Source organism: Streptomyces sp. NPDC002537 (assembly GCF_053594975.1).
The window spans coordinates 50,858-63,502 of the sequence record NZ_JBSFWT010000042.1 but is presented as its reverse complement, the minus strand read 5'-3'; the positions used below and the strand labels follow the sequence as shown (position 1 = coordinate 63,502).

The 12,645-nt window shown below is 68.3% G+C and carries 10 protein-coding genes and 2 pseudogenes; 5 read left to right on the top strand and 7 right to left on the bottom strand.

The window, feature by feature from the left end; all coding sequences use genetic code 11:
- A partial coding sequence (locus tag ACWD4A_RS20110; RefSeq protein ID WP_451195605.1) for a cysteine/serine endopeptidase inhibitor occupies positions 1 to 614 on the top strand: 614 nt, incomplete at its 5' end.
- A gap of 371 nt (positions 615 to 985) precedes the next feature.
- Here ACWD4A_RS20110 and ACWD4A_RS20105 read toward each other — a convergent pair.
- From ACWD4A_RS20105 to ACWD4A_RS20080, 6 genes and pseudogenes are all read right to left on the bottom strand, one after another.
- Entirely contained in the window at positions 986 to 2,191 is a 1,206-nt protein-coding gene (locus ACWD4A_RS20105) for a sensor histidine kinase (RefSeq protein ID WP_451195603.1), read from the bottom strand.
- A pseudogene (locus tag ACWD4A_RS20100) lies at positions 2,188 to 2,831 on the bottom strand (response regulator). Before ACWD4A_RS20100 ends, ACWD4A_RS20105 begins: the two are co-directional and overlap by 4 nt.
- 292 nt (positions 2,832 to 3,123) lie before the next feature.
- Positions 3,124 to 4,093: pseudogene (locus ACWD4A_RS20095) on the bottom strand (GlxA family transcriptional regulator).
- Positions 4,094 to 4,192: 99 nt separating this feature from the next.
- Positions 4,193 to 5,434, bottom strand: a complete 1,242-nt coding sequence (locus ACWD4A_RS20090; protein ID WP_451195601.1) for a glycosyltransferase — start codon at positions 5,432 to 5,434, stop codon at positions 4,193 to 4,195.
- Between the two features lies 1 nt (position 5,435).
- Positions 5,436 to 7,544: a peptidase domain-containing ABC transporter gene (locus tag ACWD4A_RS20085; RefSeq protein WP_451195599.1), complete on the bottom strand. Its 2,109-nt coding sequence runs from the start codon at positions 7,542 to 7,544 to the stop codon at positions 5,436 to 5,438.
- Positions 7,545 to 7,604: 60 nt separating this feature from the next.
- Positions 7,605 to 7,781 (bottom strand): hypothetical protein, encoded by a 177-nt coding sequence (locus tag ACWD4A_RS20080; RefSeq protein WP_451195598.1) that lies wholly within the window; start codon positions 7,779 to 7,781, stop codon positions 7,605 to 7,607.
- A 523-nt stretch (positions 7,782 to 8,304) separates the two neighbouring features.
- Here ACWD4A_RS20080 and ACWD4A_RS20075 point away from each other — a divergent pair.
- The 4 genes from ACWD4A_RS20075 (at position 8,305) to ACWD4A_RS20060 (ending at position 12,099) form a co-directional block, all read left to right on the top strand.
- The gene (locus ACWD4A_RS20075) at positions 8,305 to 8,952 is read left to right on the top strand and encodes an HD domain-containing protein (RefSeq protein ID WP_451195596.1); all 648 of its coding nucleotides are present in this window, start codon (positions 8,305 to 8,307) and stop codon (positions 8,950 to 8,952) included.
- Positions 8,940 to 9,950 carry a GlxA family transcriptional regulator gene (locus ACWD4A_RS20070; protein ID WP_451195594.1) on the top strand — a complete coding sequence of 337 codons (1,011 nt, stop codon included), beginning with the start codon at positions 8,940 to 8,942 and terminating at the stop codon, positions 9,948 to 9,950. Before ACWD4A_RS20075 ends, ACWD4A_RS20070 begins: the two co-directional genes overlap by 13 nt.
- 1,051 nt (positions 9,951 to 11,001) lie before the next feature.
- Complete coding sequence (locus ACWD4A_RS20065) at positions 11,002 to 11,574, top strand: RICIN domain-containing protein (protein WP_451195592.1); 573 nt, start codon at positions 11,002 to 11,004, stop codon at positions 11,572 to 11,574.
- Positions 11,575 to 11,751: 177 nt separating this feature from the next.
- A complete protein-coding gene (locus tag ACWD4A_RS20060) occupies positions 11,752 to 12,099 on the top strand; it encodes a hypothetical protein (RefSeq protein ID WP_451195590.1) in 348 nt (115 codons plus the stop codon).
- Positions 12,100 to 12,419: 320 nt separating this feature from the next.
- Here the strand turns inward: ACWD4A_RS20060 and ACWD4A_RS20055 are convergent, their stop codons facing one another.
- Positions 12,420 to 12,644, bottom strand: coding sequence for an MbtH family protein (locus ACWD4A_RS20055; RefSeq protein WP_451195588.1), 225 nt, complete (start codon positions 12,642 to 12,644; stop codon positions 12,420 to 12,422).
- Position 12,645: the final 1 nt, after the last annotated feature.

Here is a 12,645-nt window from a genome sequence, read left to right as displayed (position 1 = left end):
GCGGCGGCAACCAGAACTGGACCATCGGCGGCGACGGCAGTATTCAGGCGCTGGGTAAATGTCTGGACGCCAACGCCGCCGGAACCGCTGATGGCACACGTGTGCAGCTGTGGGACTGCAACGGCACGCCCGCGCAGCGCTGGTCCTACAACGCGGCGCACGACGTGGTGAACCTCAACGCGAACAAGTGCCTGGATGTGAAGGGCAACAACCCGGCTGACGGCACCGCGACGCAGCTGTGGACGTGCACGGGCGGCGCGAACCAGAAGTGGTCACTCACCTCCGGCCAGGAGCAGGCCTGGCAGACCGGGAAGATGACCTACTACAACGACAAGGGTTACGGCGCCTGCGGAACCCAGATCGACGCCAGCTCCCAGGACCTGGTGGCTGTCTCCTCCGCCTGGTGGACGAGCGCGAACACGAACAACGACCCTCTGTGCTCCGGTGTCTCGGTACAGGTCACCTACGGCGGCAAGACCATCACCGTGCCGGTCAAGGACAAATGCCCTACCTGCGAGCCCGGTCACATCGACCTGTCCGAGTCGGCGTTCCGCAAGCTCGTCCCCGTCGGCACCGACATGGTCCCGAACGTCAGCTGGAGGTTCGTCCGCTAACCCCCAGCGCACCACAGCCCGGCTCGCGGACAGCATCGCCGAACACCGCGAAGCCAGCCTCCCCGTCGGGTCCACGGCCAGAGCCCTCACCCAGGCGCGGCGCGCCGAGCTGGACGAGGTCTACCCGGACTGGTGCCCGACGTGGGACGTCGGATGGCAGCTCTGCTTCCGCCTCACCCAGATCCACGTCGAGAACGGCGGGACCGTACCGACGGCGACGGGCGAAGTGACATGCAAGGCGAAGACCCCGGCCTCTGGGTGACAGCCTGCCGCCCCGAAAGCGACATACTCCTGCCTGTCCGGCAATGGCGCGGCGAGATGGTCAGCGGGCGATGCGGGGCGATCGTTTCGGTCTTTCCGTCGTGGGCGTGCTACCGGGGGGGTGGAGCGCGTGTGCCGGTGAGCGGCACAGCGAGTCGGACGGCGAACCCGCCGCCGGGAAGCGGGCCTGCAGTCAGTTCCCCGTGCAACGCCGCGGCGCGTTCCCACAGGCCTACCAGGCCGTGTCCTCCACCGGGAAGGGACGGTCGCCGAGGCGTCTCCCCTGCGGGTGTGTCATTGCGTATGCGTACATACAGGTGGGTGTCGTCCACGTCGATCCGTACGGTCGCGCGGACGCCCGGTGCGTGTTTGCGCACGTTGGTCAGCGCCTCTTGGACGGTGCGATACGCCGTGCGTTCGACGCTCTCGGGCAACTGTCGTGCGATGGCGGCCGGAGAGATGTGCAGAGTGACATCGGCCCCGGACTCGGCCGTCAGGTTTTCGAGGTCGGTCAGGCGAAGCCTGGGGCACAGGTCGGCCGGGCCCGCGCCTTCCGCCCGGAGCACCAGAAGGATCGTACGCAGTTCCTCGAGCGTGGAGACCGCGAGCTCGCGCAGAGTGGCGGCGGCCGACCGTACGGCGGGGTCGGCGGTGGTCACCTCCAGGGCGCCGGCCTGTACGGCGATCAGCCCGGCTTTGTGCGAGACGGTGTCGTGCATTTCCCGGCCGATGCGGGCGCGTTCCCGCGTGACTGCGGCGCGGTCGAGGAGCAGGCGTTCCTGTTCGTGGGCCTTCGCCAAGTCGGCGATCCGGCAGGCAAGGTCCTGGCGTGCCTGCATCAGGAGGCCCAGGGCCGCGGGGGCGGCGCCGATGGCCATGGAGTAGACCGAGTGCTGCGTCCAGTCCGCCACTGTGGGGGCCGGAAGGCACTGTCCATGTTGAGGCTTCCAGGGTTGCCAGCAGAAGAAGTTGCCGATCGCCAGTGCCACGCTCGCGGGCAGTACGAGCCGCCCGTCCTGGCGTTTCCGGGCCAGAGCGCACAGGGTGATCGAGCTCGCGGCAATGGCGTGTGCAGTCGTGAAGAGGGCCGGCAGCGTGCACAGGAACGACACCAGCGGCAGGTTCCTGCGGAGCAGCACGGCACCTATCGCCGTGAACACCAGAGCCCGTTCCTGCATGTCGCTCGGGAACAGCTCCTGCCAGAAGTCCAGCACCGCGACAGTCGTCAGGAGGAGATCGCCTGCCAACCGCAACGCGGTGGAGTCCGGCGTGAGCAGCAACCAGTTGCCCCGCGGTGCGACGGCCGGGGAACTCACCGGCCGCTCTCGGCCAGGGCCATGCCCTCCCGGGTTGCGACCACGGCGGCCTGGACCCTGTTGGTCACGCCCAGCTTCGACACCAGGGACTTGACGTGATCCTTGACCGTGGCGGGGCTCAGGTGCAGCCGGCCTCCTATCTCCACGTTGGACAGGCCCTGCGCCACCAGGGCCAGCACTTGGCGTTCCCGGTCCGACAGCGTCGCCATGGCAGGACCCGCCCCCGCGGCGTGGCGAGGACGTCCCTCTTCACTCTGCAGACGTCGGACCAAGGGCACGGTCAGACAGCCTGCACCGGTGCCCAGGGCACGCACGGCGTTGATCAGTTCACGGGGGCTGGTGTCCTTGAGCAGGAACCCGGCGGCTCCGAGCCTCAGTGCCTCGCCAAGGTAATCATCGGTGTCGAAGTGGTGAGCATCGCGACGTGCGGAGGGGCCGGCAGACTCCGCAGACGGCGCAGAACCGTCAGTCCGTCGACATCCGGCATCCGGATGTCGAGCAGGACCACGTCCGGGCGCCAGGACCGCGCCGTCTCCACCGCCTCGCCGCCACCGCAGGCTGCCACCACGGCGATATCCGGGGCCGTGCCGAGGATGTCCGACACCCCCGACCTCAGCAGGTGCTCGTCGTCTACGACCATCACCCGCAGCGCGGGGCACGCCAGTACCGGCATCTTCGCATCCTTACCTGATCCCAAATTTTGGACATAAACGACTCAAAGACTCCATCCGCGGCATCAGCGGGATAAAAGGACGTTTCCCCCTCCTTTCGCGCCGCCCTGATGCCGGTGAGAGAGCGGGACCGTCGGCCTGGGCGGCAGCACCGGCACCGTCATGAATGGCCGACATGGCATATAGCCGCGCCCTGCGATCTCTGGTCGCAGAGTTGGAAGCCCCCCTCCTGCCACTGCCAGCGGATCGCCGGTCTGAAGGTCAGGGCCGACGGCGGTACTGGGTGGGTGACAGGCCGAACGTGCGCTGGAAGGTACGGCGCATGGCCTCGGTGGTGGGGTAACCACTGACGCGGGCGATGTTCTCGACACTGTCCCGGGTGTCGTGGAGCAGGCGCCGGGCGGTCTCCAGCCGGGCATGGTCCACGTACCGGCCAGGGGATGTGCCGGTCTCGGCGGTGAAGGCACGGGTGAACTGGCGGGGGGAGAGACTGGCACGCCGGGCGAGCGCCGCAACCGACAGATCCGCGTCCGGGTGGGTGGCGATCCAGTCCTGTACCTCGCGCAAAGGTTGGCGGTCGGCAAGTTGCGCCCGCAGGTGGGTACTGACCTGCTGCCGGGTGCCGGATCTGCGCAGAAACACGACCAAGTGGCGAGCGAGGGTCTGGGCGATGTCCCATCCGAGGTCTTCCTCGACCAGGGCGAGCATGAGGTCCATCACGGTCGTGCCGCCGGCGGAGGTGGAAACCCTGCCGTCCCGAATGAAGATCGGGTCAGGATCCACTTGTGCCTCGGGATATGCCTCAGCCAACTGGCCGACCTGACTCCAGTGGGCGGTGACCCGCCTGCCCACGAGAAGTCCGGCTTCGGCCAGCAGGAAGGTCCCGCTGCAGAGGGAGACGACCCGCTGGGAACGCGCCGCGTTCTGGCGCAGCCAGCGGACAACTTCCGCGGCGAGTGGAACGGTGCTGTCGCCGCTGTACGGCCCGGGCACCAGGAGCGTATGCGGCGCGGCGGCGGTGGACAGGTCCATGTCCGGCACGAGCGTCCAGGCCGCTGGGACTGTGCACGGGCATGCCACCGGGGCCGGCGGTGCGGAGCTGGTACGCAACCTTGCCGGGTGCACTCTGAGCGACGCAGACGTTGGCGCCGGCCAGCACCTCGAGAGGGCTGATCACGTCCAGCGCATCCACGCCTTCGAAGAGCACCATGAGCACGGTGCGCGATCTCACACAGTCAGCGTGCCCGCCCTTCGGCATGTCCGCAAGGGCGGGCATCCGGCACCTTGCCACGCCCCGGCAAAGCCATGCGTGACGGGCTGGCCGCGCCTTTCACACCACCTGCGTCCAGCTACGCGGAGACATGGTGGTGTTGGCGATCCCCCGGTGGACCCGGCGCTTCCAGATCGTGCTCCCCTCGTCATATTCGGGCAGCGCTTCGCGGGCCTCCTGTTCGCTGTCGAATATGTGCTCCTTGCCGGCGGGCGTCCGGATCTTCCACTCGGTCATGGGCATCCCCGCGAGTCCGGGTCCGATCATCATGGCTACTCCTTTTGTGGCCTCCGCCTCTCGGTCGGCCCCTTCGAGGAGGGCGGCGAAGGCCGAGACCTCGTCGGCTCCCGCGAAGCGGAGTGCGAGCTCGCACAGCAGGGCCCAGGTGTCCTCGCGGCGCTGGGCGGCATAGTCGCTGGAGCCCGGCGGGGCCAGGGCGAGCGACGCCGTCAGCAGATCGAACAGCTCCCGCGACCGATCCGGGCCGAGGGGATCCCTCAGTTCGGCCCGGACCTGGTAGAAATCCCACGTGGGATTCTCCGGTTCCTCCGCACGGCAGAACTCCAGGATCCGGGCGTGCCTCTCGTATTTGCGTTTGGCTTCGATGACTTCCGGCCGGTAACCGTAGTGGTCGAAACGCCACGCGGCGTGGACCGTCGGAGGAGCGTTGCCCTCCGCGTCGTAGGGGCGTTCGTGGATGCGCCCGCGGAAACGAAGAGCCGTGTCGGCCCGCAGCCCTCGGGGGAGATCGGTGTGGACGCCCCCTCGCTCGCCGGAGTCCACGATCTCCGGGCAGACGGCGAGATCGGTGTGCGGGAGAACGTGGTCCAGGAGGGACAGGCAGCGCCGGATGCCCCCGGCGGAGGAGGCATCCAGCACCTCGTCCGCGTCGATCATGACGATCCAGCCTTCGGAGACATGGTCGAAGGCCAAGTTCCGCTGGCCGGCGAAGTCGTCCTGCCAGGGCGCGTGGATGATCCGCGTCGGCACGGGCTGCCGCCCGGCGATCTCCAGGGTCCTGTCCGTGGACCCCGAGTCGATGATCAGCACCTCGTCCACGTCATTCGCCACAGCCCTGAGGCACGGGCCGATCGTCTCCTGTTCGTCGCAGGTGAGAACGACAGCGGTGATGCGCGGTGCGGGCAGGGCACGCGGTCGGGCGCCTGCCGCGGTGGCACCGGGCGCCACGTCCGTCCTGGCGAGTTGCCGCGACACCGCGGAGATCAGCCGCAGGTCGTCCCGCCAGGGCGGCCCGGCGTCGTGGTCGAGGTGTGCCTGGCTGAGCATGTCGCCGAAGAGCACGTCATGCCTCCTCAAGGGTGGTGGGCAGGTTTCCGGCGGGCAGTTGGACGGTCCGGTCGAAGTGGAGGTCGTCCGCGCTCGTGTGCGAGACGACGATCTTGGCTGCGGGGAGGGTGGCAAGGTTCGCCCAGATTCTGCGGACGGTGGCGCGGTCGATCCCGCTGAAGGCTTCGTCGAAGAGGTAGACGCCCGGATCGCACAGGATCGCCCGGGCCAGCGCCAGGCGCTGGGCCTGTCCCCGGGACAGACCGCTGCCGTCCTCGCGCACCTTCCGGTCGAGACCTCCCGGAAGGGCGCCGACCACCTCGTCGAAGCAGGCCAGGCGGCAGGCCCGCTCGATCTCCTGGTCGTCCTTGGCGATACCGAGCGTGAGGTTCTCACGCACGTCGGCCGCAATCAGGAGGGGGCTCTCGCTCAGGTACAGGAGTTGCTCCCGCAGTGCCGCGTCACTCAGGTCTCCCATGTCCGAACCGCCTATGCGGATGCTTCCGCGATGATCGGGGAAGAACCCGGCGACGGCCTTCAACGCGGTGCTCTTTCCACGGCCGTTGGGGCCGGTCAGCCTCACGGTCGCCTCTTGCCCGGCCCGGAGACCGAAACCTTCCAGGGTCGGCCGGATCGCAGCAGGGTAGGTGACGCCCAGGCCGCGCACGTCGATCTCGCCCGCACTCGAGCGGTGGCCCCCGCTTCCGGATCTGCCCAACCCGGGGTCCTCGCTCTGGTTCATCACGTCCCGGTACCTGCCCACCGCGGCGGAGACGTGCTGGATGGCGATCTGCAGGGCGGCTATGGAATCGACCGAAGCCAGGAAGTACCCGGCCAGGGCGACGGAAGAAAAGAGCTGCCCAAAAGTGAGAGTGCCGGCGACGCCTTGGTGGAGACAGACCCAGGCGACGAGGATCGTGGTCAGCCCGAGGTTGACGGTCTTGGCCACCGCGTTCGTGTTGCCGAGCCGCCCCAGGCACGTTTCCGCCTCGATCCTTCGCTCGAGGCGGTCGAGTACCCGGGACGCCGCGAAATCCCGGGCCGCGAATGCCACTACCTGCTCGTAATTGCGCAGGACATTGAACAGTTCGGCTTTGAGACCGGCATCGTGCTGCAGTGCCTCCTCCGCCGCCGTCCTGATCGGAGGGAACAGCAACCAGGAGCTGATGACGTTCACGACCGCCGATACGGAGAGCACACCGAGCACGAGGGGGTTGCTCCAGGCGAGATACCCGCCCACACTGACGACGATGCCCACGTCGATGGCCGACCGAACCGTCGTGGAAGCCACCATCGTCTGGATCTCGTGCACGTCGTCGATCCTGCTCACCAAGTCGCCGGTGCGTCGACTGTGGTGGAACAGGACCGGCAGTCGCAGCAACTTACGGATGTAGCGTTCGGAAAGCTGGCGTTGAAGCGACTGTCCCAGTGAGACGGCCATCCTGCCCCGCACATAGTGCGCGACCGCGGCGGCCATGACGGCGCAGGCGAAGACAGCGACCATCGCGTCGACCGAGTCCGTGGAGCCCTCGCTCAGCACCCGGTCCATCGCGATCTGCAGGAAGATCCCGGTCAGCAGCGCGGCGAGCGAAACCACGGCGGTGAGCAGCAGGATCCCGGCGAGGGCCGGCCAGCGGGCCTTCATGAGCGGCCACAGAACCCGTTGTGATCGCAGCCCCGAGAGGCGCGAGCGGAGCGACATCCCCGCGGTGGCCGGGCCGGTGACGAGGGCATGCCCGGAGAACACGTCCGCGAGGTCGCACGCGTCCATGACGACAGGCCGGGAGAACAGCGGATCGCTCACGATGAACTGTCCGCTCCGCGTGGCGTGTACCACGATGAAGTGCGGCCGGCTCACGTGAACACAGATGATGGCGGGGCCGGCCACACCGACCGCTTCTTCGAGCTGTCCGGCGTCGAGCCGCAGGAGTTCGGAGTCGACCCCGTAGTCGGCCAGAACCCGCTGGAGGCCGAGCAGCGTCGAACCTCTGTGGCCAAGTCCCACGGACTCCCGTAGAACGGCGGCGTCGACCAGTCGGCCATGGCGCCTCAGAACAGTCCGGACACAGGCCGGCCCACAGTCGGTGTCGCCGGTCTGGGGCGTGTGATAGCGCCGGAATTTCACTGCGTGTCTTTCTCGTACGGCAGCCCCGGCCCGCACGGTCTGCGGGCCGGGGCCTCGGATTCAGTGCTTCTTCTTGCACTCTCGGTTGTAGATGTCCATGTAGTTCTGCGGAGAGCCTCCGCAGGAGATGACCGCACTGCTGAAGCTGAGCGTCTTGATGTAGGCGCACTGCTTTGCGTCCATGCCCTCACCCGTGGCTTCTGCCGCCTCGGACATCTCGAGCGGGGGGAAACCCATGGAACGCAGCTTCGCGAGACTCATGCCTCATTTTTCCTCTCACATATGCGAACACCGGGTGCTCGCTCTTGAAATGTTTCAACCGCGCCGCGCGTGCAGGGAAGGCAGCCGGAAAGCCCATGAGCGCACATCAGCGATATCCGAGATATCGATCGATGTCACAGCTCGGCGTGCATGGAAGCAGCACGCTGATCACCGCTGCGGTCTCTTCGGCGGGGCCCATCGCTGCGCACACCTTTCGGCCCTTCGAGTCTCGCCTCGCCCTGGGCATGGAATCCATCCGCCAAGAGGAGGTGATCGGCCGACCGGTCGGTGGGGCGACATCCCCGCCTTGTGGTCCGGCACGTACGAAGGAGGGTGGCCCGACGGGGGGCTCTGCTTCGGCCCGGCCACGAACTCGGCACGGGGGGATGTCCATATCTGTGGGTTGTACGGCCGTATAGCCATGGCACGGCGATCTGGTGAACCGGAGACTGGAGGTGTTGCCGGAGGGACCGGCGGACCGAGGGACCAGGTGGTAGCGATGACAGACGACTTCTCTGTACCGGCCGGGGTGCGTGTGCCGGACTCGAAGCTCGCGCGGGAGGCGACCGAGCTCGTACGGGACAACACCAGTGAACTGATCTACCACCACTCACGCCGTGTGTACTTCTTCGGCAGCCTCCAGGGGTTCAACCGGGACCTCAGCTTCGACCCCGAGCTGCTCTACGTCGCGGCCATGTTCCACGACCTGGGCCTGAGCGAACCGTTCCACGGCAGTGGGCAACGCTTCGAGGTGGACAGTGCCGATGAAGCCCGGCGCTTCCTGCAGGCACGTCAGGTACCGGAGGACAGTATCCGACGGGTATGGACCGCCATCGCCCTGCACACCACCCCGGGCATCCCCGAATTCATGGAGCCGGAGGTGGCGTTGGTCACCGCAGGCGTGGAGTACGACGTCCTCGGCATCGGCTACCACGACCTCGACGAGGCGGACCGTGCAGCGGTCGTCGCCGCTCACCCGCGCCCAGGCTTCAAGCAGCGCATTCTGGAAGCCTTCACCGACGGGATCCGGCCCAAGCCGCAGACCACGTTCGGCAACGTCAAGGCCGACGTGCTCGCGCACTACGTGCCCGGCTTCGAGCGCGGGGACTTCGTGCGCACCATCCTGGACTCCCCATGGGCCGAGTAGCCACCCGCACACCGGCGAGCCGAGTGGTCGTGGTGGCCGCCTTCGACGGCGTGCAGTTGCTGGACGTCACCGGCCCCGTCGAGGTCTTCACCACGGCCAACGCCTTCGGCGCCCGCTACGACGTACGGATCGTCTCCCCGACCGGCACCGACGTGCGCACCTCCTCGGGCGTGCGCATCGGCGTCGACGCCACGCTGACGAGTCTGCCCGCGCGGCTCGACACGGTCGTCGTGCCCGGCCGGCGCGACTGGCAGCGTGCCGTCACCGACCAGAGGCTGCTCTCCCTGGTCACGGAACTCGTCAGCCGCACACGGCGGATCACCTCGGTGTGCGCCGGAGCCTTTGTCCTGGCGCAGACGGACGCACTGAACGGGCGGCGCGCCGCCACACACTGGCAGCTCGCCACGCAGCTGGCGACCGCCTATCCCCAGGTGAACGTCGAGACGGACCCGGTCTTCGTCAAGGACGGCAACGTCATCACCTCCGCCGGTGTCACCGCGGGCATCGACCTCGCCCTGTGCCTGGTCGAGGACGACCATGGTGCCGACGTCGCGCGGGATGTGGCACGCGAGCTGGTCGTCTTCATGGCCCGCCCCGGAGGGCAGTCCCAGTTCAGTGCCCGCCTGGCACCGCGTGAGGCGAAGCATCCGGTGGTGCGGCAGGTGATGGACAGCGTCGGAGCCGACCCGGCTACCCCTCACAGCCTGGAGTCCCTGGCGCGTGATGCCGGCGTCAGCGCCCGCCACCTCGGCAGGCTTTTCCGCAGGGAGACCGGGATGACGCCCGGCCGGTATCTGGAATCCGTACGGCTGGAGGCCGCCCAAGCCCTCCTCGAAGCGGGCAACGACTCCGTCGACACGGTGGCCCAGGAGTCCGGCCTCGGCTCCTCGGAAACCATGCGCCGCGTCTTCCAGCACACCTTGGGGATCACCCCGACCGCCTACCGTGCACGCTTTCGCACCACCGCAGACGTCACCCGCACGGGAGCAGGGGGCTGAGCGCTGTAGTCGACCAGGGCGGAGCATCGGTCTGCTCGGCGGGCTCTGCCGGTGTCATCTATCGCGACCAGTCACATACCGGTCCGTTGGCCGGTGTGCCGATGCGGCAGGGTGCAGTCGAGGATGTTCATGCGGTGGAGGGCGCCGGCGCGGGCGGCCGGGTGCTTCCGCCGGATGTTTGAGAGCCTTGCCCGAGTCGGGCTCGCCCCGCTCCTGCTCGGGCGGGGCGGGTGGCTTGCGCCAAGTGGCGAAGGTGAGTTGGGCGGCGTAGGCGTAGGTGTACAGCAGCCGCCCTGCGCCGTACGATCCGTGCGCGGCAAGGCTGCAGGTACCACTGGCGGCCGTACTGGGCGTGAACGGACGTCGTCAGGACGAGCCCGAGGGTGGTGTCGGCGGTGTGGTCGGGGTGGGCAGCGAGGACGGCGCCCAGAACGGCATGGTCGGTTCCGAACCACCAGGTAGGCGGCCATGGTGATCACCGCGGCGATGGCGTGGGAGTGCCGGGCCGGGGGCTGAGCCGACGGTCGGGAGTGAAGGCCCTGGGCGCGACCGTCGTCCCGTCGTCGCCTTCGGCGTGGGGCCTGCCGCAGCGCAGACACTGTGCGGGACTGGCTTTCGGGGGCATGACGACATCCGGCCCGATACCCCGGCCGCCCGAGCCCTGCTTCGCAGTATGGGAGCGGGAGGAGATCTGGCCGCATCGTCTGCACCGGGTCGCGGAGGGCAACGCTGAGTGGAGCGTTGGCGGGTGGTGGGGCGGGACATGGTCGTCTTCCCGGACGGATGGGCTTCGCCGACGGACGGCGGAATGCGCTGAGTGTTCGACCGAGTCCCTCCGGGGGGGGGAGGGCTCCGTGCCTGTCCCGCGGAAGGCGGAAACCCGTCGGCAGGGTGCGGGTAGATGCCGAGTTGATCGGCTGTCGATCCCCGGGCGGTTGGCTGCTGTCCGTCCGCCCGGCCGACGACATCGCAGGGCCGGCGGTCCTGCCCCACCCGACTGGTGCCAGCGCTTGTCACAGGCCTCCCGGCATCGCGACGTAAGGAACTCCGCATGCTCAGAAGCACAGCCGTCCGCCGCACGCTCGTCACCGCCCTGACGGCGGCAGCACTCGGCGCGACGGGTCTCCTCACCGCCGGCACCGCTTCGGCGGTCGACGGCAGCCAGATAGTGAACAGGGGATCCGGCAAGTGCCTCGACGTCCGTAACGGCGGCACTGCGGACGGCACCCCCGTCCAGCTCTACACCTGCAACGGCACCGGCTCACAGCGCTGGGTGATCCTCACCAGCGCCAACGGCGACCGGAACTTCCTCTACAACCGGCAGTCCAAGAAGTGTCTGGACGTCTCCAACTCCGGAACCGACAACGGCACGCCCGTGCAGATCTGGACCTGCAACGGAGGCCGTGCCCAGTCCTGGGGGATCACCACCCGCGGCCTGCTCAACAAGAACGCCGGCCGAGTACTGGACGTCCCCAACAGCAACTTCAGCGACGGACAGAGCCTCCAGATCTGGGACATAAACGACTCCGGCGCCCAGCAATGGGACGGCGGCGAGTACCAGCCCGAGCCCCCGGCCGGCTGCACGCCCGGAGGCTCCATGGCGGCCGGCTGCATCGAACGGTAACCACAGCGGTTCATCTTCCCGATCTGTCCCGATTGATCGTTTCTGGACGCAATCCCGCTCGTTGAACGGTGGGGCCGCGCCTCAGGCGGCGGCCGTCGTGACGAAAGGAGAAGCGTTGTGCGTCGGGTGAGTACGGCTCTGGCCGCGGTGGCAGTAGCGGTCGGTTGCGGGATGGGGATGACGACCACGGTCGCGCAGGCGGCCTCCACCTCGCCCCGGGAGGATCAACCGCCCTTCCCGTACGCGGATTGCCTCAAGGCCGCCCAGCAGCACAAGGAGACCCCGGCCCACTCCAAGTGGCACTGCGACGAGTTGGTGAAGAAGGGGTGGGTCCGGAAGCCGCCGGTCGAGGAGCCGCCTGCTGAAAAGCATGTCGAGAAGCCGCGCCCGGAGAAGCACATCGAGAAGCCGCACGCCAAGCACCACGTCGGGAAACATGCCGGGAAGCACGCTGGGAAGCACGCCGGGCGGCCGCATATCGGGAAACCGCACGCCGCTTCGTCCCCCGGGCGGCCGAAGCGCTGAGCGCTCCGCGGGAAGCGCGGTCCGGCCGGCTGGGGCCTGTACGGGCCGACCGCGCCGTTCCCCGCGCCTCTGCCGGGGTGCCCCATCAGCTTCCGGAGCGCGCCGCCCGCCTGTGCGGTGTGCCCCCGCCGGAGGCGCACGGGCAGGCCAGTCGCATCTGGGCAGTGAGTCGACGACACCGCCCTCCTCGAAATGAGACTTCGGCGAAGCTCGCGCAACACCCGCTCAGGTGCTACGCCACGGTTCGCTGCGGCGACAAACGCAAACAGGGGCCGCCGAAGCCTTGGCAGGCATCGGCGGCCCCGAGTGACGTCACGCCATTACACGTCGGTGCCCGCGCGGTTCACAGCGTCGACCAGGCTCTTGGGCCGCTGATCGGTCCAGTGCTCTTCGATGTAGGCGAGGCAGGACTGGCGGGATCCTTCCGGGTGGACGATGCTCCAGCCGACGGGGGTCTCGGCGAAAGCGGGCCACAGGGAGTGCTGTCCTTCCTCGTTGGCGAGGACGACGTAGGTGCCGTTTTCGTTGTCGAAGGGGTTGTTCATG